This window comes from Ruegeria sp. CRTD044, from assembly GCF_059613485.1.
Window position 1 is genome coordinate 455,379 of record NZ_JBXWSP010000019.1, and the last position, 26,526, is coordinate 481,904.

Below are 26,526 nucleotides of genomic sequence, written 5' to 3' on the forward strand. Positions count from 1 at the left end.
GTTCGGGACGGCGGTCAGCCGCCGTCCCGATGTTCGTGCCGCTTAGTTGCAGCCCGGTTCGATGTTGTTTTCAGCCGCGTATGCGCTCGAGTCTTCCTCGATCAGCGGGCCGATCACGTCCGTATCGGTAGCCTTGAACTCCGAGATCAGAGTCCAGGTCTTGCTGTCTGCATCCCACTGGGTCACGCCCACAAGGGCATCCCCGCCGTGGTTATCACAGCTGACCGAGAAGGTCGGACCAAAGTTCGGCAGGCCCAGTTCGGCCATCTTCGCTTCGGTCATCTCAAGCGCTTCCATACCGTCGCGCATGTCGCCCGAGGTGATGTCAGCCTTGCCCGAGATTTCCTGTGCCTTCTTGGCGGCCTCAGCGGCCAGCATCGCAGCATAGAGACCGCGGTTGTACAGGACCGTACCGACCTGATCGCCAGCACCGGCGGCCTTGCCAGCGTCGATGACGTATTTCTGCAGGTCGTCATACAGCGGATAGTCCGAGCCGACGTTGTGGAAGGTCAGCGCCTTGTAACCATCCGCGGCCGCACCGGCGGGCATCACGTCATGCTCAGCGCCCGACCACCAGATGCCGATGAAGTTTTCCATCGGGAACCGGATGTTCGCGGCTTCCTGGATGGCCACCTGGTTCATCACGCCCCAGCCCCACATCAGGACATAGTCGGGACGATCGCGGCGGATCTGCAGCCACTGCGATTTCTGCTCCTGGCCCGGGTGATCGACCGGCAGGGCCACCAGTTCGTAGCCGTGCTTCTTGGACAGCTCTTCCAGCGTACGGATCGGCTCCTTGCCGTAGGCCGAGTTGTGGTAGACCAGCGCGATCTTCTTGCCGCTCAGATCACCGCCATTTTCCTCGAGCAGATAGTTGATCGCACCCGACGCACCGTCCCAGTAGTTGGCCGGATAGTTGAACGTGTGGCTGAACACCTTGCCGTTCTTGGCCGAGGTGCGGCCATATCCCATCGTGTGCATCGGGATGTCGTCAGCGGTGGTTTTCGGGATCAGCTGATAGGTGATGCCGGTCGACAGCGGCTGATACACCAGTGCACCTTCGCCCTTGGTCGATTCATAACATTCGACACCCTTCTCGGTGTTGTAACCGGTTTCGCACTCGATGACGTTGGCCGGAACACCACCGATGCCGCCGTCCCGCTCATTGAGCAGAGTGAAATAGTCCGCGTAGCCATCCGCGAAGGGGATGCCGCCCGCGGCGTAAGGCCCGGTGCGGTAGCTGAGCGACGGGAACACGAGGTCGGCCATTGCCGGACCCGCGGCCATCAGCGCACCCAGCGCCATGGTTGCCAGTTTCTTGTTCATCGGGTGTCTCCTCCCTTGGTTTGTCCGATGTTGGTTCGGGCTTTGCGCCCCCTTCTTGATTGGGCCGGTCCCTAGTGCGGGAAAGGCCAGAGTCTCAGTTTCTCCTTGGCGACGCGCCACAGCTGCGCCAGACCGTGCGGTTCTAGGATCAGGAACAGGATGATCAGCCCGCCCACGATCACCAGCTGCAGATGCGCCACGATGTCGGTGGGCCAGCCCAGCATGTCCGCGCCCACGACCTTGAGCACCACCGGCAGCAGGACCAGGAAGGCCGCGCCGGCAAAGGATCCGAAGATCGAGCCCAGCCCGCCGATGATGACCATGAACAGCACCAGGAAGGATTTCTGGATGCCGAAGACCTCGCCCACCTCGACCGCGCCCAGGTAGATGGCGAAGAATAGCGCGCCTGACACGCCCACGAAGAACGAGCTGACGGCAAAGGCGCTGAGCTTGGCGCGCAGCGGGTTCACACCGATGATTTCCGCGGCGATGTCCATGTCGCGGATTGCCATCCAGGTGCGCCCGGTGGTGCCGCGGGTCAGGTTGCGGGCGATGATCGCACAGGCGGTCAGGAAGATCAGGCAGAACAGGTAGGTCGCCCAGGCCGGCGCGTTGGGGCCGGTGATGATGATGCCAAATACGTCACGCTCGGGCGCGTTGATCTGCCCCGAGGCCGAATAGTTGTAGAACCACGGCACCCGGTTGAAGAGCCACACCAGGAAGAACTGCGCCGCCAGCGTCGCCACCGCCAGGTAGAACCCCTTGATCCGCAGGCTGGGCAGGCCGAACAGCACGCCCACGATGGCGGTGATGCCGCCGGCCAGGATCACATGGATGAACATCGACACGTCGGGAAAGGCGGTCATCAGCTTGTAGCAGGCGTAGGCCCCAACGGCCATGAAACCGCCGGTGCCAAGGCTGACCTGCCCGCAATAACCCACAAGGATGTTCAGCCCGATCGCCGCGATCGCGTAGATCAGGAAGGGCAGCAGCAGCGCGTTGGCCCAATAGTCGTTGATGATGAACGGGATGATCCCGAACGCCACCGCCAGCACCACATAGTAGCGATACCGGTCGAACTTGATCGGGAAAGTCTGGTTGTCGTCCCTGTAGGAGGTCTTGAAGTCTCCGGCCTCACGATAGAACATGTCTTACTTTCCCCATTGTTCCTGCGCCCGGTTGCGGGCTTCGGCGTCCAGTTGGCTGGACCGTTTGGCATATCCGCTCGCCTCCGAGGCGCGCACCAGTTTCATGTAGGCCAGAACGCCCATCACCAGCCCGGCAAAGGCCAAAAGCGCGGCCACGGTCAGCTGATTGGCGGTCAGATCGTTTGAGGTAAGGGCGATGTACCCAAAGGCCCAGAACCCCGCCCACGCAATCACGTTGATGATGGCGATCAGCTTGGTCATGGCCTACACCCTCTCGATGATCTTCTCGCCGAACAAGCCCTGCGGCCGGAACACAAGGAAGATCAGCGCCAGCACATAGGCAAACCAGTTCTCGGTCGCGCCGCCCACCAGCGGACCCACAGCGAACTCGAACAGCTTTTCGCCCACACCGATGATCAGCCCGCCGACGATGGCGCCGGGGATCGAGGTGAACCCGCCCAGCATCAGAACCGGCAACGCCTTGAGCGCGATCAGCGACAGCGAGAACTGCACGCCCGACTTGGTGCCCCACATGATGCCCGCAACCAGCGCCACGAATCCGGCCACCGACCAGACCATGATCCAGATGAAGTTCAGCGAGATACCGACCGACAGCGCGGCCTGGTGGTCGTCGGCCACAGCCCGCATGGCGCGGCCCTGCTTGGTGTACTGGCTGAAGGCCACCAGCGCAGCCACCAGAAGCGCCGCGATGACCGTCGCCACGATGTCGAGATTGTCGATGAAGAAACCGTAGCCAAAGATGTTGTAGGTGGTCTCGTCGATCCACAGGTTGATGCCCTGCGGCAGACCCACGTCCAGCGTCTTGATCTCGGATCCCCACATCAGGTCGGCCACGCCTTCCAGGAAATAGGCCAGACCGATGGTGGCCATGAACAGGATGATGGGCTCCTGCCCCACAAGGTGGCGCATGACAAAGCGCTGCACCGCCCAGGCCAGCAGGACCATCACACCCATCGTCAGAATGATCGCCAGCAGGGCCGGAACGTTCCAACCGAAATAGTGAATATGCGTGCCGAAGGTGGCGTTGATCAGATGGGCAAACGGCACCTGCCCGTTCATGATCCCCACCAGCGTCATCGCCGCGAACAGGGCCATAACCCCCTGGGCGTAATTGAAAATCCCCGACGCCTTGTAGATCAGCACAAAGCCCAGCGCGACCAACGCATAAAGCACCCCGGCCATGAGGCCGTTCAGAAAGACCTCCATCGCGAAAATCAACTGATCAGGCATCTGCGCCTCCCCTCAATTCTGTACGGTGCTCAGTCATGGCTGACCCCCAGATAGGCGTCGATGACTTCCTGGTTGTTGCGCACCTCGTCGGGCGTGCCGTCCCCGATCTTCTTGCCGTAATCCATCACGACCACACGGTCGCTCAGGTCCATCACCACGCCCATGTCATGCTCGATCAGGGCGATGGTCGTGCCGAATTCGTCGTTCACGTCCAGGATAAAGCGGCTCATGTCCTCTTTTTCCTCGACGTTCATGCCGGCCATCGGCTCGTCCAGCAGCAGCAGCTTGGGTTCGGCGGCCAACGCACGGGCCAGTTCGACGCGTTTCTTCAGGCCATAGGGCAGGCGCGCCACCGGCGTCTTGCGGATGTGCTGGATTTCCAGAAAGTCGATGATCTTCTCGACCGCCTCGCGGTTTTCCACCTCTTCCGCCTCGGCCTTGCCGCGCCAGATCGCCTGCTGCAGGATGTTGGTCTTCATGAAATTCAGGCGGCCGGTCATCACGTTGTCCAGAACGCTCATGCCCTCGAACAGGGCGATGTTCTGAAAGGTCCGGGCGATGCCCTGGCGGGCCACTTCATAGGGTTTCATCTGCGGGCGTTTCGCCCCGTGGAACCAGACCTCGCCTTCCTGCGGAATGTAGAAGCCGGAAATCACGTTCAGCATCGAGGACTTGCCCGCGCCGTTGGGCCCGATGATCGCGCGGATCTCGCCCTGGCGGATGTCGAACGAGATATCCTTAATCGCCACCACGCCGCCGAATCGCAGGGTGATGTTCTTCATCTCCATCACCACGCCGCCGATCTTGCGGCCATCCTCGGTGACATATCCGTCGTCGGATGCATCCAGCATCGTCTACTCCTCAAACTGCGGGTGAACGGGACGGCGGGCGGGGCGATGGCCGCAGGCCGAGCGGCGCACGACCGGCCTCATTCCGCGGCCACCTTCTGATGCGACACCGGCACGACGGGCACGTCGACGATCTGCAGCGTGGCGCTGATCGATCCCTTGCGCCCGTCCTCATAGGTCACCTCGGTCGTGGTCGATACCGCCTCGGACCCGTCATAGAGCGCGGCGATGATGTCGGCGTATTTGTCCTCGACGAACTTGCGGCGCACTTTTCGGGTGCGGGTGATCTCACCATCATCGGGGTCCAGTTCCTTGTGCAGCACTACGAACCGGTGCACCTGGCAACCCGAAAGCATCTCGTCGGCGGCAACCGACTTGTTGACCTCTTCCACATGGCTGCGGATCGTCTCCAGTACCCGCGGATGGCCCGCCAGTTCCTGGTACGACGCGTAGGCGATGTTGTTGCGCTCGGCCCAGTTGCCCACCGCCGTCAGATCGATGTTGATGAAGGCCACGCAGCGATCGCGTCCATTGCCGAACAGCACCGCTTCGAGGATGTCGGGATAGAACTTAAGCTTGTTCTCGACATATTTCGGCGCGAACATCGAGCCGTCGGCCATCTTGCCCACGTCCTTGGCGCGGTCGATGATCCGCAGATGGCCGCTGCTTTCCTCGATGAACCCCGCGTCGCCCGTGGCCACCCAGCCCTCGGGGTCCTTGGTCGAGGCGGTGGATTCGGGGTTCTTGAAGTATTCAACGAACACGCCGGGCGAGCGATAGAAGATCTCGCCATTCTCCGCGATCTTCAGCTCGACATCGGGCGCAGGCACACCGACGGTGTCGGCGCGCACCTCGCCATCGGGCTGGACGGTGATGAACACCGTCGCCTCGGTCTGACCATAAAGCTGCTTCAGGTTGATCCCCAGAGAACGGTAGAAATCGAAAATCTCAGGCCCGATCGCCTCGCCCGCGGTATACCCGACACGGAACCGGCCATAGCCCAGCGTGTCTTTGAGCGGTCCGTAAACCAGGACATTTCCGATCGCGTATTTCAGGCGATCCATGAAGCCGACGGAGTGGCCGTCCAGGATGCGCCCGCCGACCTTCTTGGCGTGATCCATGAAATAGCGGAACATCCGCTGCTTTATCGGGCTGGCATCCTCCATCCGGATCATCACGTTGGTCAGCTGGGTCTCAAACACGCGCGGCGGGGCGAAGAAATAGGTCGGACCGATCTCACGCAGGTCGGTCATCATCGTGTCAGCGCTTTCGGGGCAGTTCACGCAGAACCCGCACCAATAGGCCTGACCGATCGAGAAGATGAAATCGCCCACCCAGGCCATCGGCAGATAGGACAGGATGTCCTCGTTCCGGGTCAGGTGGTCGAACTCGGCCGAGTTCTTCGCGCTTTCGATCACGTTGCGGTTCGACAGAACCACGCCCTTGGGCTTGCCCGTGGTGCCCGAGGTATAGAGCATCACGCAGGTGTCGTCATAGGTGATTTCGGCGATGCGGCGGTCCAACTCGGCGTCGAGCCGGTGATGCCCGGCGCGCCCCTCGGCCATGATGTCGCTCAGCGCGTTCATCTGGCTGTGGTCGTATTTCCGCATGCCGCGCTTGTCGGTATACAGGATGTGCTTGATCTGGTTCAGGTTGCCCTGGATCTCGATGACCTTGTCGACCTGCTCCTGATCGCCGCAGACCACGTATTTCGCGCCGCAATGGTCCAGCACATAGGCCATCTCTTCAGCGACCGAGTCCTGGTACAGCGGCACCGGCACCGCGCCCACCATCTGGGCCGCGACCATCGACCAGTAATGCGCCGGGCGGTTGCGCCCGATCACGGCGATATGGTCGCCCTTTTCAACGCCAATTTCCAGAAATCCCAGCGCCAACGCGCGGATCTCGGCGGCCGTTTCCGCCCAGGTCCAGCATTGCCAGATCCCGAATTCCTTTTCGCGGTAGGCCGGGGCATCCCCGAACTGCGTCGCATTGCGGTTTAGCAGCGCCGGAAGGGAGTGCATCCCCTCGGCGCCCGACTGCGTCTGAGCCAATTCTATCTCTCCTCCCCATCCGGCCCCGGTTTGGGCCGGAACGACGTCGCCGGGTCAGACCCGCGCGCCGCTGCCCCGATTAAGGACAAGGAGGACGATCAGCGTCAACTTTTTCGTGAAGTTTTCCGGAATCTTACGAATTGTTACAACCAATCCCGCAAGATCGGGATCAGCGGAACATCTGCCGCCGGCATCGGGTAGTTCCGCAAGTCATTCGCGCGCACCCATTTCAGCGCCTGACCCTCTTTAGACTGCGGGATGCCCTCCCATTTGCGGCAGGCGAACAGTGGCATAAGCAGGTGGAAATCGTCATAGCTGTGGCTGGCAAAGGTCAGCGGCGCCAGGCACGAGGCCCAAGTGTCGATGCCCAGTTCCTCGTGCAATTCGCGGATCAGGGCGGCCTCGGGGGTTTCGCCCGGCTCGATCTTGCCGCCGGGAAATTCCCACAGCCCAGCCATGGCCTTGCCTTCCGGGCGCTGCGCCAGCAGAACCCGCCCATCCACGTCGATCAAGGCGACGGCAGAGACGAGAACCGTTTTCATGGTCGCAATCCCGGACGCAAAACCGGGCTCCACTTCTGCTGGAATAGCTCTGATTTCACGACCGGTAATCCGCGTTGATCTCGATGTACCCGTGGGTCAGATCGCAGGTCCAGACGGTGGCCTTGCCCTCGCCCAGCCCCAGATCGACCGCGATCACCAGTTCCTGGCCTTTCATGTAGGCGGCGGCGTCTTCCTCGCGATAACTGGGGCTGACCCAACCTTTTTCGGCCACAAGAATATCGCCGAAAGAAATGCTGAGTGTGTCGCGATCGGCCGCCGCGCCGGATTTGCCGATCGCCATGACGACACGGCCCCAATTCGGGTCCTCGCCCGCGATGGCGGTCTTGACCAGCGGTGAATTGGCGATGGCCAGCCCGTGGACCTTGGCATCCGCGTCCGAGGCCGCGCCGGTCACGCGGATCTCGACGAACTTCGTGGCGCCCTCGCCGTCCTTCACCACCTGATGCGCCAGATCCAGCATCACCGATTCCAGCGCCCGCGCGAAATCGGCATTGCCGGTGGCCTCCACGCCCGAAGCGCCGGTCGCGCACAGCAGCAGGCTGTCCGAGGTCGAGGTGTCGCTGTCCACGGTGATGCAGTTGAAAGTCCGGTCGGTCTGCTCGGACAGCATCCGTTGCAGCGCAGGTTGGTCGATCTTCGCATCGGTGAAGATATAGACCAGCATCGTCGCCATGTCGGGCGCGATCATGCCCGACCCTTTGGCAATCCCCGCAATAGAGACTGTTTTGCCGTCAACCTCGACCTGCGCACTGGCGCCTTTGGGGAAGGTGTCGGTGGTCATGATCGCCCGCGCGGCCTCTTCCAACGCGTCGGCGCGCAGGCCGTCGGTCAGTTCGTCCAGCCGGGCCACGATCCGGTCATGCGGCAGCGGCTCGCCGATCACCCCGGTGGACGAGGTGAACACGCGGTTCTGCGCCACACCGGTCGCCTGCGCCACGGCTTCGGTGATCTGCTCGACCGAGGCCCGCCCGTACTGCCCGGTAAAGGCGTTGGCATTGCCCGAGTTCACCAGGATCGCCGCCGGCCCGTCGCTGGGCCCGCCGATCTTGTCCTGGCAATCCAGCACCGGCGCCGCACGGGTGGCCGAGCGGGTGAACACCCCCGCCATCGCGGTGCCCGGATCGAGCACCGCCAGCATCACGTCGGTGCGGCCCTGATACCGCACCCCGGCGGCGACGGTGGCGAACCGCACACCGTCGATGACCGGCAGATCAGGGAAGGCCGCGGGGGCCAGCGGAGACACCTTGGTGATCTTGGCCACGCCGGGTTACTCCTGAACCAGGTCCAGCTTGCGGACCACGTCCGGGGTCAGGCCCTCGACCTCGGGGCGCTCGACGCTTCCCGCCTGCGTCAGCTCGTCGATCTTGGCCTGAATGGCCTCTTGCCGGACGGATTGAGCCAGTTCATCCCGCACCGCCGCAAACTCGGGCGCTTCGGATTTGCGTTTGTCGTTCAGGATCACCACATGCCATCCGAACTGGGTCTGCACCGGGTCCGAGACCTGACCTTTTTCCAGCCCGATCACGGCCTGTTCGAACTCGGGTACCATCTGGCCCTTGCCGAACCAGCCCAGCGCGCCGCCATTGGGGCCGGACGGACCGGTGGATTTCTCTTTGGCCAGCTCGGCAAAATCGGCGCCGTCGTCCAGTTGCGCCTTGATCTCTTTGGCCTCGTCCTCGGTCGCGACAAGGATGTGGCTAGCGTTGAACTCGTCCTCGCCTTGGAACTCGGCGAACTGCGCGTCATAGGCGGCCTGGATCGCGTCGTCCGTCACTTGAGTATCGGTGATCTGGTTCACCGTCTGCACCGCTTTCAGCGAGCGCTCTTCGTTGGTCAGCATCAGCGCGTTCAGGCGGGTCAGCTCGTCCTGCTCCTGGCTGAGCAATTGTTGCTGGATCAGCTGCTCGACGATGAACTGGTACAGGACCTCGTCTTCCAACTGCTGATATTGCGGCGGCAGGCCAGCCGCAGTGGCAATCACGTGACCCAAAGTGATCTCGTCGCCGTTGACGCGCGCCACAACCGTATCGGCAGAGGGTTCGGTTTCAGCGGCGACAGGCAGGGCCATCATGGCCGCAAGAGCCAGCGATGGCAGAAAAGTGAGACCTTTGGGCATGAATTCATCCTATATTCTGGCCGCGACAGGGCGTGGCGTTGACACTCTGGAACCTGCCGCTTACATCGCTTGCAGCCTTTGACAGGACCATCTTTTCCTCCCAGCTATCTATGGGTTGCGCGCAAGGTGGGCAAGCCTGTCGCAACCAAGACAAGAAAAGATCCGCTGGAGTGAACATGCTGGGACTCGGTACGCTTGCCAAAAAGGTGTTCGGAACACCGAACGACCGCAAGATCAAGGCAACCCGCCCGCTGGTCGAAAAGATCAACGCGCTGGAGCCGGAGTTCGAAAAACTCTCGGATGACGATCTGAAAACCAAGACCGAAGAGCTGCGCAAGCGGGCCAATGAGGGCGAGAGCCTGGACGACCTGCTGCCCGAGGCCTTCGCCAACGTTCGTGAAGGCGCCAAGCGCGCGCTGGGTCTGCGGGCCTTTGACGTGCAGCTCATGGGCGGCATCTTCCTGCATCAGGGCAATATCGCCGAGATGAAGACCGGCGAAGGCAAGACCCTGGTCGCCACCTTCCCCGCCTATCTGAACGCACTGACCGGAAAGGGCGTGCATATCGTCACGGTCAACGAATACCTGGCAAAGCGTGACGCCGAATGGATGAGCAACGTGTTCGGCGCGTTGGGTATGACCACCGGCGTGATCTGGTCGGGCCAGCCCGATGCCGAGAAAAAAGCGGCCTATGCCCGTGACATCACCTATGCCACCAACAACGAGCTGGGCTTCGACTATCTGCGCGACAACATGAAGGCGGATCTGAACGAGGTCTACCAAAAGCACCACAATTTCGCGATCGTGGACGAGGTCGACTCGATTCTGATCGACGAGGCACGGACCCCTCTGATCATCTCGGGTCCATCTCAGGACCGGTCCGATCTCTACACGGCCATCGACGGTCTGATCCCGTCCCTGCAGGACGATCACTATACGATCGACGAGAAGTCGCGCAGCGTGACCTTCACCGATGAAGGCAACGAGTTCCTCGAAGAGCAGCTGCACGCCAGTGGCCTGCTGCCCGAAGGCCAGTCCCTGTACGACCCCGAAAGCACCACGGTGGTGCACCACGTCAATCAGGGCCTGCGTGCGCACAAGCTGTTCCAGCGCGACAAGGACTACATCGTGCGCGACGGCAACGTCGTCCTGATCGACGAATTCACCGGGCGCATGATGCCGGGTCGCCGGCTGTCCGAAGGCCTGCACCAGGCGATCGAAGCCAAGGAAGGCGCGCCGATCCAGCCCGAAAACGTGACTTTGGCCAGCGTGACTTTCCAGAACTATTTCCGCCTCTATGACAAGCTGGCCGGCATGACCGGTACCGCCCTGACCGAGGCCGAGGAATTCGCCGAAATCTATGGCCTGGGCGTAGTCGAAGTGCCGACCAACAAGCCGATCGCCCGTGCCGACGAGGACGATCAGGTCTATCGCACCGCGGCCGAGAAATACGCGGCCATGATCGAAGAGATCAAGAAGGCCAACGCCAAAGGCCAGCCGGTTCTGGTGGGCACGACCTCGATCGAGAAGTCCGAGATGCTCAGCGAGATGCTGACCAAGGAAGGCATCAAGCACAATGTCCTGAACGCCCGCCAGCACGAGCAGGAAGCCCAGATCGTGGCCGAGGCCGGGCGTCTGGGCGCGGTGACCATCGCCACCAACATGGCCGGCCGCGGCACCGACATCCAGCTGGGCGGCAACGTGGAAATGAGCGTCATGCAGGCGCTGGCCGAGAACCCCGATACCGACCCGGCCGAACTGCGCGCCCGGGAGGAGGCGCGCCACGCCGAGGAAAAGCAGAAGGTTCTGGAGGCCGGCGGCCTGTTCGTTCTGGCTTCGGAACGGCATGAAAGCCGCCGCATCGACAACCAGCTGCGCGGCCGTTCGGGCCGTCAGGGCGACCCGGGCCGCACCGTGTTCTTCCTGAGCCTTGAAGACGACCTGATGCGCATCTTCGGCTCGGAACGGCTGGACAAGGTTCTGACCACTCTGGGCATGAAAGAAGGCGAAGCGATCGTCCATCCCTGGGTGAACAAATCGCTCGAACGCGCGCAGGCCAAGGTCGAAGGCCGCAACTTCGACATGCGCAAGAACGTTCTCAAGTTCGACGACGTGATGAACGATCAGCGCAAGGTGATCTTCAGCCAGCGCCGCGAAATCATGTCGACCGACGATCTGTCCGAAATCGTTTCGGACATGCGCGAACAGGTCATCGACGATCTGATCGACCAGTACATGCCGCCCAAAACCTACGCCGACCAGTGGGACACCGACGGGCTGCACGCGGCCCTCAAGGAAAAGCTGAACATTGATGTTCCGGTTCAGGAATGGGCGGCCGAGGATGGGGTCGACGACGACGTGGTTCGCGAGCGCCTGATCAAGGCCACCGACGAGATGATGGCCCAGAAGGCCGCCGCCTTCGGCCCCGAGAACATGCGCAACATCGAAAAGCAGGTGCTGCTGCAGACCATCGACAGCAAATGGCGCGAGCACTTGCTGACCTTGGAACATCTGCGCTCGGTCGTGGGCTTTCGCGGCTACGCCCAGCGCGATCCGCTGAACGAATACAAGACCGAAAGCTTCCAGCTGTTCGAGAACATGCTCGACAGTCTGCGCGAAACGGTCACCCAGCAACTGGCCCGCGTCCGCCCGCTGACCGAAGAAGAGCAGCGCGAGATGCTGGCACAGATGCAGGCGCAGCAGGCCCAGATCAAGAAAGCCGCCGAACAGGCCGAGGCGGTGGCCGAGGCTCAGGCCTCGGGCGATGCGCGGCCCGGCTTTGTCGAGGACGACCCGTCAACCTGGGGTAACCCGTCGCGCAACGATCCCTGCCCCTGCGGGTCCGGCAAGAAATTCAAGCACTGCCATGGTCGGCTTGCCTGATCCGGTCAGATTCCCGACATAATGAGTCCGCGTCGCGGCCACATATTAGCCGCGATTGTTAAGCACTCTCCGACTCGCTCCTTCAACTGGGGAGGGTGTCTTGTTTGTAATACGGAACTACGTGACCACAGGTGGCACGGTCGCATGCGCCTTGGCCATCGGCTACCTGATGCAGAACGGACCGGCCTCGCAGCCGGACGTGCAGGAAACACGCCAGGCGATGATCCAGCCGTCTGGTGAAGGCACCGTGATTGCCGGGCTGGAAGGAATCGTGCTGACCTCGGCAACGCCGACCGCGTCCACGGCCCCCGAACCCTCGGCCAAGGTTCCGCCTCGGGCAGAGCCTGCCGTTCCTCAGGCGCAGGTCAACTGCGATCTCCGGGCCCGCGCAATGGCAGCCCCCAACGCGACAGCACGTTTGACCTTGAAGGCCCCCTGCAACCCCGATGAAACCGTCGAGCTGCACCACAGCGGCATGACGTTCAGCGCCCGAACCGACAAGGACGGCCGTCTGGACCTGTCCATTCCCGCCCTGTCGGAATATGCCATTTTCCTGATCTCGTTCAGAAACCAGCGCGGCACTGTCGCCACCACTCACATTCCTGATTTTTCAGACTATGACCGCGTTGCGCTGCAATGGACGGGGGACACCGAATTGCAACTGCACGCGTTGGAGTTCGGTGCATCCTATGGCGAAGCCGGGCATGTCTGGTCAAACGCCAGCAGTTCCGGCACCGGGCACGTTGTCCATTTCGGCATGGCCGGCGCGCGCAGTGTCGAGATCTATTCGATCCCCCGCAACGCGGCCGACGCAAATGGCACCGTCGCCCTGAGCGTCGAGGCCGAAGTGACTCCTCGGAATTGTGGACAGGACCTGGATCTGCAAGTGCTCGAGTTGCTGGACGATCAGGGGCTCCGGTCGCGAGAGCTGTCGATCACCCTGCCGGCCTGCGACAGCGGACAGGACTTTCTGGTGTTGAATAATCTGTTCCAAGACCTGACAATCGCCGCAAAGTAACGGCAGGCAGGTCAACAGGTCTTTATGAAGTATCTTCGCGCGACGATGACGATGTTGTCGTTGATGGCTGGCGCTTCAGGCGCCCTCGCTCAGGACATCACGCTGACCTCGCATGACGGCAAGGTCGAGATCACAGGGAACCTGTTGGGGTTTGATGGTGAGTTCTACCGTGTGGACACCCAGTTCGGCGAACTGACGGTGGATGGATCCGGCGTTACCTGCGACGGTCCGGCTTGCCCCAACCTGATCGACTTTGTGGCCGAAGTGCACTTCTCTGGCGCATCGGTGATGGCCGAATCCCTACTTCCGGCGTTGATCGAAGGCTTTGCGCAACGAGAAAACCTGAACGTGCTAAGCGAAGGCACAGACCCTGCGCAGCTTGTCTTTGCCTTGACGCAGCCGGATCGGACCGCGCCTTTGGCGCGGTTTTTCCTGCGCGTTTCGGACACCGACCGCGGTTTTGCCGATCTGACCGCCGATCAGGCAGACATCGCTTTGGCGATGCGCGAAATCCGCCCGCAGGAGGCGGCGGCGGCGCAGGAAAACGGTCTGGGCGACCTGTCGCGACCGCGCCGGTCGCGGGTGGTGGCGCTTGGCGCGCTGGTGCCAGTGGTCTCATTGGACAATCCGATCCGGCAGATCTCGGTTTCGGACCTGGCGCGGGTCCTAAATGGCGAGGTCGCCAACTGGGCACAGCTCGGTGGCCCGGATGCCCCCATCGCCGTTCATCTGCCGGATGTGACAACCGGTGTTGGTCAGGCCGTGCAAGACCAGGTGATGCAGCCAGCCGGTGTGCAGGCGCATGAGGACGTGATCCGCCACACCCGCAGCGCGGAACTGGCAGCAGCGGTTGCGCGCGATCCGTTCGCACTCGGTATCGTCAGCCACGCTGACCCGCAAAACGTGCGCAGTCTGCCGCTGGCCGGCGGATGCGGTCACGCATTGCGCGCCACGCGCGCCGCCATCAAGACCGAGGACTATCCGCTGACCCTGCCGATGTTCCTGTATCTGCCGCAGCGGCGCCTGCCGAAGATCGCCCGTCAGTTTCTGGCCTATGTCCAAAGCCCTGAGGCACAGATGGTCATCCGGCAAGCCGGTTTAGTCGACCAGTCCCACGAACTGGTACGTCTTGGGCTTCAGGGCGACCGGTTGGCCAACGCCATCACCTCGGGCGGGTCCGAGGTGGGTCTGGAAGAACTGCAACGGATGATCGAAACTCTGCGCCCGCTGTCGCGCCTGTCGGTGTCTTTCCGGTTCGAGCCGGGATCGTCGCGGCCAGACGCGCAGTCGCGGTCGAACATCCTGCAAATGGCGCAGGCGCTTGAATCGGGCCAGTACGACGGGCGCAAACTTGTCTTCGTCGGTTTCAGTGACGGGGACGGTGCTGCGGAAACCAATGCCCGCATCGCCTTGCGGCGCGCACAGACCGTGCGAAACGCGATCCTTGCCGCGATCGAGACCGCAGTCCCAGAAACCGTCGAGATCGCCGTCGAAGGTTTCGGTGAAGCCATGCCCATGGCCTGCGACGACACGGAATGGGGCCGCAAGGCCAACCGTCGTGTCGAAGTCTGGGTGCGCTAGCGGTCAGAGATAACCTTCCGAGCGGAAGCTCAGCTCGGTCGATTTGCCGATGATCAGGTGGTCGTGCAAGGTCAGCCCCAGTGCAGCGCAGGCATCGTTGATGCGGTTGGTCATGTCGATATCCGATTGCGAGGGGGTCGGATCGCCCGACGGATGATTGTGCACCAGGATCAGCGCCGAGGCGTTCAGCTCCAACGCGCGTTTGGCGACCTCGCGCGGGTAGACGGGTACGTGATCGACGGTACCCTTGGCCTGCTCCTCATCCGCGATCAGCACGTTCTTGCGGTCCAGATAGAACACGCGGAACTGCTCGATCTCGCGATGCGCCATGGTGGTGTGGCAATAGTCCAGCAGCGCATCCCAGCTGGAGATCACATGCCGCTGCATCACCCGGGCGCGGGCCATGCGATGGGCGCAGGCCTCGAGGATCTTGAGATCGGTGATGACGGTATCGCCCACGCCCTTGATCTGGCGCAGGCGTTCCACAGGGGCGGTCAGCACCCGGTTGAAGTCGCCGAACGCGTCCAGCAGCCGCCGCGCCAGCGGTTTCATGTCCTGCCGGGGGATCGAGCGGAACAGGACCAGTTCCAGCAGCTCGTAATCCGGCATCGCCCCCGCGCCGCCCGACATGAACCGTTCGCGCAGGCGTTGGCGGTGGTCCTTGATGTACGAGGGCAGCCGACCCTCAGGCAGCGGTGTGACCTGCGCTTCGTCAGTTTCGAACAGTGATGGGGCTTCGGCAAAGGCGTCATCGGTCATAAACCCATGATTGCCCCAGAATCGGTTTCCGAATGGTTAACGCGCCTCACCGGCCATGCGGGCCGTGGCGCGGCGCACTGCCAGGTGCAGAAGGATCGAGAACACCCCCAGCGTCAGCATCGCGGCAAACATCAGGTCGGTCTTGGCGCGGCCATTGGCCAGCAGCATCAGGTATCCCAGCCCCTGCGACGAGCCGACCCATTCACCGATCACGGCCCCGATCGGAGCATAGACCGCCGCCAGCCGCATCCCCGAAGCCAGCGAGGGCAGCGCCGCCGGGATGCGGATATGCCACAGCACGCTGCGCGGGCTGGCCTGCATGGTGCGGGCCAGGTCCAGATAGCCGGGCGGCGTGCGCATCAGCCCGTCAAAAAACGACGAGGTGATGGGGAAATAGATGATCAGCACCGCCATCGCGACCTTGGACCACAGCCCATAGCCCAGCCACAGGGTGAGCAGCGGCGCCAGCGCAAAAACCGGCAGCGCCTGGGTGAACACCAGCATCGGCTGCACCAGCACCCGCGCGGCGCGGGAATTGGCCAGCTGTAGCGCGGTGATGACACCCAGCACAGTGCCGCAGGCCAGACCGATCAACACCTCGATGGCGGTGATCCAGGTGTGTTCGGCGATCAGCCAGCGGTTCTGCCACCAGGTCTCTGCCACCAATGCCGGGCCGGGCAGGATGAATTTCGGCAGGCCGGTCAGGGTGACGATCGCCTGCCAGATGGCCAGCGCAAACAGGGTCGCGGCAAGGACCGAGAGCGTCTTCATGCCACTTCCTCGCGCAGCAGTTTCAGCAGCGCGCCCTGCGTTTCCAGCGTCTCGAGATCGTCCACCTTCCGCGGGGCCGGTGCATGAGGCGGTTGGCATGGGGTCAGGCCGTGTCGCGTCATCACCATGATCGACTGCCCCAGACGCGCGGCCTCGGCAGGGTCATGGGTGACCAGCAGAACGGTCCGGCCCTGCAACGCCTCGGCGGCCAGATCCTGCATGTCGGCGCGGGTGCGCGCATCCAGCGCCGAGAACGGCTCGTCCAGCAGGATGATCGGCTTGTCCTCCATCAGGGTGCGGGCCAATGCCACGCGCTGACGCTGCCCGCCGGACAGTTCCGAGGGCTTCTTGGTCATGTGGTCCTGCAGCCGCATCCGCGCAATCAGCCGGGCGCGGCGGTCCTGATCGACCCGTTCGCCGCGCAGCCGCGCGCCCAGCGCCACGTTCTGCGCGACCGTGGCCCAGGGCAGCAGCAGATCGTCCTGCGCCATGTAGGCCACGCGCTCGGCCACCGGCAGCCCGTCGCTGGCGCGGATTTCGCCGGTGAATTCGGCCCCGGTCGCCAACCCGGCGATCAGACGCAAAACCGTGGTCTTGCCGACCCCCGATCCGCCCAGCAGACAGGTCCACTGCCCGGCCTTCAGCGACAGGGTCAGCGGCGCGAACAAGGGCGCGCCGTCGATACTGGCCTGTCCGCTGATGGTCAGATCGGGAGGCGGGGTCATGGGGTCAGGCCCATCTGCCAGAAATTCACCTCGAGCTCAGTCGCGGTGCGGAAGGTCTGGCACAGACGACCCCAACGCGGTGTGGTACGGAAATCCGCCCCAAGTCGCCGTATCAGAGCCGAATCCAGCAGTTCACCCACAGCCTGACAGGCTTCCTGATATTCACTGCTGGAATAGGCGTCGATCCAGTCGCGATAGGTGTCCGAGGTGGCCTCGGCTGCCAGCCGGGTACCGATTTCCCCGTATCCCATCACGCAGGGCGCCAGCGCCGCCAACAGGTCCAGCAGATCACCGCTAAAGCCCGCCTCGAGCACATAGCGGGTATAGGCCAGGTTCTCGGCGCGTTCGGGTGTGGCGAACAACTCGTCCTGGCTGATGCCCTCGGCCTCGCAAATGCCGATATGCAGCTGCATCTCTTCGCTGATCAGACCGTTCACCGTGCGGGACGCAGCCAGCATCTCGGCATGGGTTTCGGATTTCACCACCGCCAGCGCCCAAGCGCGCGAGAAATGGATCAGGAACACGTAATCCTGCCGCAGGTAATGCAGAAAGGCCGCACGCGGCAGGGTGCCGTCCTTCAGCCCTTCGACAAAGGCGTGGCGGGTATAGTCCCGCCACGGCCCCTGTGCCGCGTCGCGCATCAGCGCGAAGGCTTTGCCGTAGTCGCTCATTGCGCGGTCACGTCGATGGTGATGGCGCTGACCGGGTTGATGCTGTCAATCATGCCGGAGTCTTTCAGGAAGGCCTCGAACCGGGCATAGCGGCCGGCATCAAAGCCTGCTGGGCGCAGGGCGAAACGCGGCAGGGTATCGACCCAGGCGCGGGCGTTCAGCTCGTCCTGCAACTCGGGCGAGGTGGCGGCGAAGATCTCCCAGCTTTTTTCCGGATTGTTCACGATGAACTGCGTGGCCTTCTCGGTTGCGGCCAGGAAGCGGGCAATCATGTCCTTGTCCATCGTTTCGGGGTTGGCCACATAGATCAGCTCGTCATAGGGCGGCACGCCTTCTTCCTCGATGTAGAAGCAGCGGCCCGGAACGCCTTCGATATCCATCTGGTTCAGTTCGAAATTACGGAAGGCGCCGATCACGGCGTCCACTTGCCCCGTCATCAGCGACGGCGACAGCGAGAAGTTGACGTTGATCATCTCGATATCGTCCAGCGACACGCCATGCGCGTTCAGCATCGCGGTCAGGATCGCCTCTTCGACGCCGGCGACCGAAAAGCCGATCTTCTTGCCCTTGAGGTCGGCCAGCGTTTTGATCGGGCCATCCTCGAGCACCAGAAGGCAGTTCAGCGGCGTGGCGACCAGCGTGCCGACACGTTTCAGCGGCAGGCCCTCGTGGATCTGCAGATGCAGCTGCGGCTGGTAGGACACGGCCAGATCGGCCTGACCGGCGGCCACAAGGCGCGGCGGAGCCGACGGATCGGCAGGCGGGACAATTTCGACCTCAAGTCCCTGTTCGGCGAAATAGCCGTTTTCCTGCGCCACGATGATCGGCCCGTGGTCGGGGTTCACGAACCAGTCCAACAGGACGGTCATCTTGTCCTCGGCCCAGGCAGGCGCGGCGGCCAGCAGGGCAAGGGCGGTGATCAGTTTCTTCATGGTCTGCGTTTCCTTTTGCTTCACGACGTTGCAGCGGCGACCAGAACGATCCGGCCGGGCCAATGGGGGTGGAGTTCCTCGGCCGCGCGCCAGGCGCGCAGCCCGGTGGCACAGCAGAGGGCCAGCGTTTTTTCCTTGTTAGGGTCTGTTTTCAGCGCTTCGACCGTCAGTCGGCGGGCGTTGGGGTGGATCGCTTCGGGCGCCTCATCGACGCTGCGCAGATCGACAACCAGGTCGTTCGGGGTCAGTTGCGAGGGGGCAACAAAGGGGAAATGGCCGTCCGGTTCCGGCGCGGTGTCAAAGCGGAAGCCGCTGCTGGTGCAACTGCGCCCGTCCACCTGCACCATCTGGCCCAGCGGCGAGGGATCGAGGCCCAGGATCACGCCCAGCGCCATCTGCGCCTGCATCGCGCCGATCATGCCCACGACCGGGCCCAGAACGCCTGCGGTGGCGCAGCTGGCCCCGCTGTCGGGCGCATCGGGGAATACAGCGCGCAGAGACGGCGCGCCGCCGCAGAACCCGCCGACATAACCCGACAGACCCAGGACCGAGGCGCTGATCAGCGGTTTACCCTGCGCCAGGCAGGTATCCGACAGCGTATAGCTGGCCGCATAGCTGTCGGCGCAGTCCAGAACCAGGTCGACCTCGGCCACCAGATCAGCAGCATTTGCCGGTGTTAGAGCCTGTTTTCGCGCTTCAACGGTGATCTCACCATTCAGCGCCCGGCAGCGTTCGGCGGCAACTTCGGCCTTGAGGCGACCGCAATCACCCTGTGTGAACAGCGTCTGGCGATGCAGGTTCGACAGGTCCACCGTATCGGGATCGACGATGGTCAGATGCCCCGCCCCGGCCCCGGCCAGCAGCGGCAGCACGGGCGCGGCCAGCCCCCCGGCGCCCACAACAAGAACCCGCGCGCGGGCAAGGCGGTTCTGCCCCTCGGCCCCGACCTCGGGCAGGATCATCTGGCGGGCATAGCGGCTCATCGCGTGACCTCGATCCACTGGCGCACCCTGCCTTCGGGGTCGGGGTTCAGGGTAATGTCGGTGACGACGGAGACGATGTCGGCCCCGGCCTGAAACACGCCCGGCGCGCGCTCGACGCTCATGCCGCCGATGCCGACCAGGGGGATATCGCCCACGCGCCGTTTCCACTCGGTCACACGCGGCAGGCCCTGTTGGTGCCATTTCATCTTTTTCAGGATGGTCGGGTAGACCGGCCCCAAGGCCACATAGTCCGGGTCCATCGCCAACACGCGCTCAAGCTCGTCATCGTCATGGGTCGAAACGCCCAGTTTCAAGCCGGCCTTGCGGATGGCGGGCAGATCGGCGTCGTCCAGATCTTCCTGCCCCAGGTGGATCCAGTCGCAGCCCGCGTCGATGGCCACCTGCCAATAGTCGTTCACCACAAGCACAGCGCCATGGTCGCGGCACAGGGCTTGGGCGGTGGCGATCTCCGCGCGCAGCACGGCGTCGGGCTGGTCCTTGATGCGCAGTTGCACCAGCTTCACGCCCAACGGCAGCATCCGCCGCAACCAGTCAGCATGATCGAAGATCGGATAGAGGCGGTCGAGCGTCATGACAGAAAGGCCTTTCCGATCACCGGGGTCGAGGCTTCGGCCATGTCGCGCGGCTCGATCGGGTCGGCCTGATGCGCCAATTGCCCGGCCTGCACCGCCAGCGCCATGGCCTGCGCCATCGCCACCGGATCGCCCGCGCGGGCAACGGCGGTGTTCAGCAGCACCGCATCATAGCCCAGCTCCATCGCGTGGGCGGCGTGGCTGGGCAGGCCGATGCCCGCATCCACCACCAGCGGCACGTCCGGAAACTCGGCCCGCATCGCGCGCAGGGCGTATTCGTTGTTCAAACCCCGCCCCGACCCGATCGGCGCGCCCCAGGGCATCAGCACCTGGCACCCGGCCGCCAGCAGACGTTCGGCCACGATCAGGTCTTCGGTGGTGTAGGGAAACACCTGGAACCCTTCGTCGGTCAGAATGCGCGCGGCTTCGACCAGTTGGAACACGTCGGGTTGCAGGCTGTCGGTGTGGCCGATCAGTTCCAGCTTGATCCACGGTGTGTCGAACACCTCGCGCGCCATGTGGGCGGTGGTGACGGCCTCTTTGACCGTGTGACAACCGGCGGTGTTGGGCAGGATCAGCACGCCCAGATCGCGGATCATCGACCAGAACGCCTGACCCGCCCCGCCCGCGCCCTCGCGCCGCAATGACACCGTGGCCACGCCCGCGCCGCTGGCTCGGAAGGCCTGTTCCAGGATCGCCGGGCTGGGATATTGCGCGGTGCCCAACATCAGCGGGTTGGGCAGTTCGGTGCCGTAAAACGTTTTCATCCTCAGCCCCCCTGCATCGGTGCGACGACTTCAACCCGGTCGCCCTCGGCCAGTTTGTGCGCGATGCGCAGGCTGGAGGGCACGAATTCCTCGTTCACCGCGGTGGCGACGCGGCCGGAAAAGCCGCATTCGGCCAGCAGCTCGCCAAGGGTTTCGGCGCGCACTTCGCACGGCTCGCCATTAATCACGATCTTCATCGACCATCTCCGAATGTGTGTTGTTCAACGCCAGATCGGCCACGCCTTGGGCCAAGGCCGGGGCCAGCAGGTAGCCGTGACGATAGAGGCCGTTGGCATAGATCGTCCGACCCAGCCGGCGGATGCGCGGCAGGTTGTCGGGAAAGGCCGGGCGCAGATCGACGCCGATCTCCAGCACCTCGGCCTCGCCAAAGGCAGGGTTCAGCGCATAAGCCGCGCTGAGCAGTTCCAGCATCGAGCGCGCGGTGATCCGGCTGCTGTCCTCGGTTTCGATCATCGTGGCGCCCAGCATGTAGATGCCCTCGTCGCGCGGCACGACATAGAGCGGCATCCGGGGATGCAGAAGGCGTACGGGCCGGGTAAGCGTCACATCGGGGCAGCGGATCACCAGCATTTCCCCCTTCACGCCGCGCAGGTCGAGCAGGATGTCGCGCGCATGCAGGCCCCGGCAGTCGATGGCGTTGTCCAGCCGCGACGGGGCCAGCGTGCGGTGGAATTCGACCCCCTTGTCATGCAAACCGCGATAGAGGTCCTGCAGCGCGCGGCGAGGGTCCAGATGGGCCTCGTCGGTGAAGAACAGGCCTTGGGAAAACCCGTGGAGATCAGGCTCTAATTCAACGATTTTCGCTTGATCGACCTGCGTGAACCCCTCGGTCCGCCGGGCAAAGCGGCGCAGGTCGGGCAGGTCGCGCGTGTTGGCCACGACCAGCGTTCCCTGCCGCGCGACCGGGGTGCGGGCCGCCCACCAGTCGATCGCCTGCTGCCCCAACCTCAGCACCGGTTCCTCGGCATTTTCATACTCGCACCACGGCGCCAGCATGCCGCCCGCCCACCAGGAACAGCCATGCGGACCGGGAGGCCCGCCCGGATCGAACACCTGTACCTGCGCGCCCCGCGCGACCAGCTCCGAGGCCACGGCCAGACCGGCCACCCCGGCACCTATGACCGACCAGACCGTCACGCCGGCCATACCCGGTGGAAATGATGCACCGGACCGTGGCCCGAGCCGACCTGCAACTCATCCGCTCGGGTGATCGCGCCTTGCAGATAGTCATGCGCCTGCGCCACCGCATCGACCAGCGGCAAGCCCTTGGCCAGACCCGCCGCGACGGCCGAGGACAGGGTGCATCCGGTGCCGTGGGTGTTGCGCGTGTCCTGACGGGGCGCGGTGAATTCACCGATGATGCCGTTCTGGTCGATCAGCAGATCATGGCAAGTATCGCCTTTGCCGTGTCCGCCTTTCATCAGGACGGCCCCAGCCCCCAGGGTGCACAGATCATGGCCCTGCGCCACCATTTCCTCGGGCGTTTCTGCGACCAGTCGGTCCAGCAGACAGGCGGCCTCGGGCAGGTTCGGGGTCAGGACGGTGGCGCGGGGCAGCAGCGCCTTGCGCAGGGTCTGCACTGCCTCGCGCGCCAGCAGGGCATCGCCCGATTTGGCGATCATCACCGGGTCCAGCACGATGGGCCCGGTGAAGCCAGACAGACCGTCGGCGACGGTCTGGATGATCTCGGGCGTGGCCAGCATGCCGATCTTGACCGCGCGCACGTCCAGATCGGACAGAACCGCGTCGATCTGCGCGGCAATCACGTCCAGCGGGATACCATGCACGGCGGTGACCGCCTGCGTGTTCTGGGCGGTGACCGCGGTGATGACACTGGCACCGAACACACCCAGCGCCGACATCGCCTTGAGATCGGCCTGAATACCGGCCCCTCCGCCGCTGTCGGATCCTGCAATTGTCAAAGCGATAGCTGCCATGCCGCCCCCATTTGTCATCTGGGGCAATTCCGGCATGGAAAACGTCTGAGTGTTTTAGACCGTTCCCTCCGCCGGTATTGCCCGGATCAGGTTCGATGGGTTGGCTCGCGCCTCTCAGCCCCGGCTCCGGGGCACCCCAACGGTTGGCGCGAACATTCTCAAGGCTGAGGCCGAGAATCAAGGGCCAATTCCGCGCAGTTTCCGGCCAAACTGGACTTAGAAAACAAAAAAGCCGACGATGATACGTCGGCCTTTCGTTGTCTGGAACGCTGGGATCAGCTTTGCATTCTCTCCCAGAAGGATTTGACGGATGAGAAAAAGCTTTTGGATTCCGGGTGGTTGTCCTCTCCCAGATCGTCGAACTCCTGCAGCAGCTCTTTTTGCCGCGCGGTCAGGTTGACCGGTGTCTCGACCGCAAGCTCGATGAACATGTCACCGATGCCGCCGCCCCGCAGCGCAGGCATGCCCTTGGCACGCAGACGCATCTGCCGCCCCGACTGGCTGCCGGCCGGAATCTGCACCCGGCCGCGGCCACCGTCGATGGTAGGCACCTCGATCGATCCGCCCAGCGCAGCCTTGGCCATGCTGACTGGGACCCGGCAATACAGGTTCGGGCCGTCCCGCTCGAACAGCTTGTGCGGCGTCACCTCGACAAAGATGTAGAGATCGCCCGGAGGGCCGCCGCGCATCCCGGCCTCGCCCTCGCCCGCCAGTCGGATACGGGTGCCGGTTTCGACGCCTGCCGGAATGTTGACCGACAGCGCGCGTTCCTTCTCGACCCGTCCCGAGCCGTGGCAGGATTTGCAGGGGTTCTTGATAATTTGCCCAAGTCCAGCACAGGTCGGGCAGCTGCGCTCGACGGTGAAAAAGCCCTGTTGCGCGCGGACCTTGCCCATGCCCGAACAGGTCGGGCAGGTGGTGGGTTCGACCCCGCCTTCGGCGCCGGTGCCTTCGCAGGACGAGCAAGCCACGGCTGTCGGCACGTTGATGGTTTTCTGCAGGCCGGAATAGGCCTCTTCCAGCGAAACCCTCAGGTTGTAGCGCAGGTCCGAACCGCGAGCAGCACGGCGTCCGCCGCCGCCACGCTGTCCACCCATGAAATCGCCGAACAGATCGTCGAACACGTCGGAAAAGGCGCTGGAAAAATCACCCGAGCCGTAACCGCCACCCGGACGCGCGCCGCCGGTGCCGTTTTCAAAGGCCGCGTGACCGAACCGGTCATAGGCGGCTTTCTTGTCAGCGTCGCGCAGAACGTCATAGGCCTCGTTGGCCTCTTTGAACAGGGCCTCGGCGTCCGGGTTGTCCTTGTTGCGATCGGGGTGCAGCTCTTTCGCCTTCCGGCGAAAAGCCTTCTTGATCTCATCCGCCGAAGCACCCTTGGACACGCCGAGCACTTCGTAATAGTCGCGTTTTGACATCGGTATTTCCTTCTGCCTCAACGTAAACGGGCCGGCCCGGCATCCGGACCGGCCCGAATTGGCCCGGTTACCCGTTAGTTGCGCTTGTCATCGTCCAGGTCTTCGAACTCGGCATCGACGATGTCGTCATCGCCGGGCCCCGCATCGGCGGCGGCCGGTTCTTCACTGGCCTCTTCAGACTGCGCCTTGTAGATCGCCTCGCCCAGCTTCATGGACGCTTCGGTCACGTTCTGGATGCCCGACTTGATCTTGTCGGCATTGTCCGATTCCAATTCGTCCTTGAGCGCGGCCACGGCCAGTTCGATCGCCTCGACGGTCGCCGGATCGACCTTGTCGCCATGCTCCTCGAGCGATTTCTCGGTCGCGTGGATCAGGCTTTCGGCCTGGTTCTTGGCTTCAACCAGTTCCTTGCGCTTGCGGTCGGCTTCGGCGTTCTCTTCGGCGTCCTTGACCATCTTTTCGATGTCTTCCTCCGACAGTCCGCCCGAGGCCTGGATCGTGATCTTCTGTTCCTTGCCGGTGCCCTTGTCCTTGGCCGAAACCGAGACAATGCCGTTGGCGTCGATGTCGAAGGTCACCTCGATCTGAGGCATGCCGCGCGGGGCCGGCGGGATGTCTTCAAGGTTGAACTGGCCCAGGATCTTGTTGTCCGCAGCCATTTCACGCTCACCCTGGAACACCCGGATGGTCACGGCGTTCTGGTTGTCCTCGGCGGTCGAGAAGACCTGGGACTTCTTGGTCGGGATCGTGGTGTTGCGATCGATCAGGCGGGTAAACACGCCGCCCAGGGTTTCGATGCCCAACGACAGCGGGGTTACGTCCAGCAGAACCACGTCCTTGACGTCGCCTTGCAGAACACCGGCCTGGATCGCAGCACCCATGGCCACGACTTCGTCCGGGTTCACGCCCTTGTGCGGCTCTTTGCCGAAGAACTTGGTCACCTCTTCGATGACTTTCGGCATCCGGGTCATACCACCGACCAGAACAACCTCATCCACATCGCTGGCCGAGATGCCGGCGTCTTTCAGAGCGGCCTGGCAGGGCTTCAGCGACTTCTTGATCAGGTCGCCGACCAGCGATTCCAGCTTGGCACGGGTCAGCTTCATGACCATGTGCAGCGGCTGGCCGTTCGCGCCCATCGAGATGAACGGCTGGTTGATCTCGGTCTGGGTGGTCGAGCTGAGCTCGATCTTAGCCTTCTCTGCGGCTTCTTTCAGACGCTGCAGCGCCATCTTGTCCTGGCTCAGGTCGACGCCGTGTTCTTTTTTGAACTCGTCCGCCAGGTAGTTGACGATGCGCATGTCAAAGTCTTCACCACCCAGGAAGGTATCACCGTTGGTCGATTTGACCTCGAACAGGCCGTCGTCGATTTCCAGGATGGTCACGTCGAAGGTACCACCGCCAAGGTCATAGACCGCAATGGTCTGGCTGTCCTGCTTGTCCAGGCCATAGGCCAGCGCGGCGGCAGTCGGTTCGTTGATGATCCGCAGCACTTCCAGACCGGCGATCTTGCCGGCGTCCTTGGTGGCCTGACGCTGGGCGTCGTTGAAATAGGCCGGAACGGTGATCACGGCCTGCGTGACTTCTTCACCCAGATAGCTTTCAGCGGTTTCTTTCATCTTGCCGAGGATGAAGGCCGAGATCTGGCTTGGGGAGTATTTCTGCCCGCGGGCCTCGACCCAAGCGTCGCCGTTGCCGCCATCGACGATGGCGTAGGGCACCATTTTCTTGTCCTTCTGGACTTCTGCGTCATCCACACGACGCCCGATCAAGCGCTTGACGCCAAAAATCGTGTTGTCGGGGTTGGTGACCGCCTGGCGTTTCGCCGGCTGCCCGACCAGTCGCTCGTCTTCGGTGAAGGCGACGATCGAGGGCGTGGTCCGCGCCCCTTCCGCGTTTTCGATGACCTTCGGCTGCGCGCCGTCCATGATGGCTACGCACGAGTTGGTGGTCCCGAGGTCAATCCCGATTACTTTTCCCATTTTTCGATCCCTTTCTTTTCAAGGCGATGTCCCGAGGCCGGAACCCGTTACGGCATCCCTGCCCCGATCTGCTGGGCGCGACAGGTCTACACCATCGCGCGTCCCGGCGTATATAAGGGCGAGGCCTGAGGCCTGCAAGCGTTGTGAAATGCAGGTTTTCGGGAATCTTGGGCCTTTTTT

At 63.2% G+C, this 26,526-nt stretch carries 25 protein-coding genes and 1 riboswitch; of the genes, 3 read left to right on the plus strand and 22 right to left on the minus strand.

The genetic code is table 11. From position 1 onward, the window contains the following. Positions 1-42 precede the first annotated feature (42 nt). The 9 genes from AC2FNL_RS18515 to AC2FNL_RS18555 form a co-directional block, all read right to left on the minus strand. Positions 43-1,326 (minus strand): ABC transporter substrate-binding protein, encoded by a 1,284-nt coding sequence (locus tag AC2FNL_RS18515; RefSeq protein WP_496834632.1) that lies wholly within the window; start codon positions 1,324-1,326, stop codon positions 43-45. A 71-nt stretch (positions 1,327-1,397) separates the two neighbouring features. Further along, complete coding sequence (locus tag AC2FNL_RS18520; RefSeq protein WP_093963946.1) at positions 1,398-2,474, minus strand: branched-chain amino acid ABC transporter permease; 1,077 nt, start codon at positions 2,472-2,474, stop codon at positions 1,398-1,400. Positions 2,475-2,477: 3 nt separating this feature from the next. Beyond that, entirely contained in the window at positions 2,478-2,735 is a 258-nt protein-coding gene (locus AC2FNL_RS18525; protein ID WP_093963945.1) for a hypothetical protein, read from the minus strand. Positions 2,736-2,738: 3 nt separating this feature from the next. Continuing rightward, the gene (locus AC2FNL_RS18530; RefSeq protein WP_093963944.1) at positions 2,739-3,725 is read right to left on the minus strand and encodes a branched-chain amino acid ABC transporter permease; all 987 of its coding nucleotides are present in this window, start codon (positions 3,723-3,725) and stop codon (positions 2,739-2,741) included. 29 nt (positions 3,726-3,754) lie between these two features. Next, entirely contained in the window at positions 3,755-4,576 is an 822-nt protein-coding gene (locus AC2FNL_RS18535; RefSeq protein WP_093963943.1) for an ABC transporter ATP-binding protein, read from the minus strand. Between the two features lie 77 nt (positions 4,577-4,653). After that, positions 4,654-6,597 (minus strand): AMP-binding protein, encoded by a 1,944-nt coding sequence (locus AC2FNL_RS18540; RefSeq protein ID WP_496834691.1) that lies wholly within the window; start codon positions 6,595-6,597, stop codon positions 4,654-4,656. Between the two features lie 173 nt (positions 6,598-6,770). Next, positions 6,771-7,169 carry an 8-oxo-dGTP diphosphatase MutT gene (gene mutT / locus AC2FNL_RS18545; protein ID WP_093964374.1) on the minus strand — a complete coding sequence of 133 codons (399 nt, stop codon included), beginning with the start codon at positions 7,167-7,169 and terminating at the stop codon, positions 6,771-6,773. Between the two features lie 55 nt (positions 7,170-7,224). Next, positions 7,225-8,451: a bifunctional glutamate N-acetyltransferase/amino-acid acetyltransferase ArgJ gene (argJ, locus tag AC2FNL_RS18550; RefSeq protein ID WP_496834633.1), complete on the minus strand. Its 1,227-nt coding sequence runs from the start codon at positions 8,449-8,451 to the stop codon at positions 7,225-7,227. Between the two features lie 6 nt (positions 8,452-8,457). Then, complete coding sequence (locus AC2FNL_RS18555; RefSeq protein WP_496834634.1) at positions 8,458-9,306, minus strand: peptidylprolyl isomerase; 849 nt, start codon at positions 9,304-9,306, stop codon at positions 8,458-8,460. Positions 9,307-9,482: 176 nt separating this feature from the next. Here AC2FNL_RS18555 and secA point away from each other — a divergent pair, with 176 nt between their 5' ends. The 3 genes from secA (at position 9,483) to AC2FNL_RS18570 (ending at position 14,787) form a co-directional block, all read left to right on the plus strand. Further along, positions 9,483-12,188 carry a preprotein translocase subunit SecA gene (gene secA / locus AC2FNL_RS18560; protein WP_496834635.1) on the plus strand — a complete coding sequence of 902 codons (2,706 nt, stop codon included), beginning with the start codon at positions 9,483-9,485 and terminating at the stop codon, positions 12,186-12,188. A gap of 100 nt (positions 12,189-12,288) precedes the next feature. Continuing rightward, positions 12,289-13,206, plus strand: coding sequence for a hypothetical protein (locus tag AC2FNL_RS18565; RefSeq protein WP_496834636.1), 918 nt, complete (start codon positions 12,289-12,291; stop codon positions 13,204-13,206). Positions 13,207-13,230: 24 nt separating this feature from the next. Continuing rightward, positions 13,231-14,787, plus strand: a complete 1,557-nt coding sequence (locus AC2FNL_RS18570) for a phosphate ABC transporter substrate-binding/OmpA family protein (protein ID WP_496834637.1) — start codon at positions 13,231-13,233, stop codon at positions 14,785-14,787. Between the two features lie 3 nt (positions 14,788-14,790). Here the strand turns inward: AC2FNL_RS18570 and radC are convergent, their stop codons facing one another. From radC to dnaK, 13 genes are all read right to left on the minus strand, one after another. Beyond that, the gene (gene radC, locus AC2FNL_RS18575; RefSeq protein WP_496834638.1) at positions 14,791-15,546 is read right to left on the minus strand and encodes a RadC family protein; all 756 of its coding nucleotides are present in this window, start codon (positions 15,544-15,546) and stop codon (positions 14,791-14,793) included. Between the two features lie 36 nt (positions 15,547-15,582). After that, positions 15,583-16,317, minus strand: a complete 735-nt coding sequence (locus AC2FNL_RS18580; protein WP_170588182.1) for an ABC transporter permease — start codon at positions 16,315-16,317, stop codon at positions 15,583-15,585. Continuing rightward, positions 16,314-17,042, minus strand: coding sequence for an ABC transporter ATP-binding protein (locus tag AC2FNL_RS18585; RefSeq protein ID WP_093963934.1), 729 nt, complete (start codon positions 17,040-17,042; stop codon positions 16,314-16,316). The genes AC2FNL_RS18580 and AC2FNL_RS18585 overlap by 4 nt, the downstream gene beginning before the upstream one ends. After that, positions 17,039-17,713 (minus strand): thiaminase II, encoded by a 675-nt coding sequence (gene tenA, locus AC2FNL_RS18590; protein ID WP_496834639.1) that lies wholly within the window; start codon positions 17,711-17,713, stop codon positions 17,039-17,041. Before tenA ends, AC2FNL_RS18585 begins: the two co-directional genes overlap by 4 nt. After that, positions 17,710-18,645, minus strand: a complete 936-nt coding sequence (locus AC2FNL_RS18595; RefSeq protein WP_496834640.1) for an ABC transporter substrate-binding protein — start codon at positions 18,643-18,645, stop codon at positions 17,710-17,712. Before AC2FNL_RS18595 ends, tenA begins: the two co-directional genes overlap by 4 nt. Before the next feature lie 20 nt (positions 18,646-18,665). Further along, positions 18,666-19,628 (minus strand): ThiF family adenylyltransferase, encoded by a 963-nt coding sequence (locus tag AC2FNL_RS18600; RefSeq protein WP_496834641.1) that lies wholly within the window; start codon positions 19,626-19,628, stop codon positions 18,666-18,668. Further along, complete coding sequence (locus AC2FNL_RS18605; RefSeq protein WP_496834642.1) at positions 19,625-20,221, minus strand: thiamine phosphate synthase; 597 nt, start codon at positions 20,219-20,221, stop codon at positions 19,625-19,627. Before AC2FNL_RS18605 ends, AC2FNL_RS18600 begins: the two co-directional genes overlap by 4 nt. Further along, positions 20,218-20,988 (minus strand): thiazole synthase, encoded by a 771-nt coding sequence (locus AC2FNL_RS18610; protein WP_170340740.1) that lies wholly within the window; start codon positions 20,986-20,988, stop codon positions 20,218-20,220. The genes AC2FNL_RS18605 and AC2FNL_RS18610 overlap by 4 nt, the downstream gene beginning before the upstream one ends. 2 nt (positions 20,989-20,990) lie before the next feature. Next, positions 20,991-21,185: a sulfur carrier protein ThiS gene (gene thiS / locus AC2FNL_RS18615; protein WP_496834643.1), complete on the minus strand. Its 195-nt coding sequence runs from the start codon at positions 21,183-21,185 to the stop codon at positions 20,991-20,993. Further along, on the minus strand, positions 21,169-22,146 hold the full coding sequence (locus AC2FNL_RS18620; protein WP_496834692.1) for an FAD-dependent oxidoreductase: 978 nt from the start codon (positions 22,144-22,146) through the stop codon (positions 21,169-21,171). The genes thiS and AC2FNL_RS18620 overlap by 17 nt, the downstream gene beginning before the upstream one ends. Then, the gene (thiD, locus tag AC2FNL_RS18625; protein ID WP_093964370.1) at positions 22,143-22,946 is read right to left on the minus strand and encodes a bifunctional hydroxymethylpyrimidine kinase/phosphomethylpyrimidine kinase; all 804 of its coding nucleotides are present in this window, start codon (positions 22,944-22,946) and stop codon (positions 22,143-22,145) included. Before thiD ends, AC2FNL_RS18620 begins: the two co-directional genes overlap by 4 nt. A gap of 46 nt (positions 22,947-22,992) precedes the next feature. After that, positions 22,993-23,095, minus strand: a riboswitch (TPP riboswitch). A 126-nt stretch (positions 23,096-23,221) separates the two neighbouring features. After that, on the minus strand, positions 23,222-24,364 hold the full coding sequence (gene dnaJ / locus AC2FNL_RS18630; protein WP_093963929.1) for a molecular chaperone DnaJ: 1,143 nt from the start codon (positions 24,362-24,364) through the stop codon (positions 23,222-23,224). Positions 24,365-24,438: 74 nt separating this feature from the next. Continuing rightward, positions 24,439-26,346 (minus strand): molecular chaperone DnaK, encoded by a 1,908-nt coding sequence (gene dnaK, locus AC2FNL_RS18635; RefSeq protein WP_170364401.1) that lies wholly within the window; start codon positions 26,344-26,346, stop codon positions 24,439-24,441. Positions 26,347-26,526: the final 180 nt, after the last annotated feature.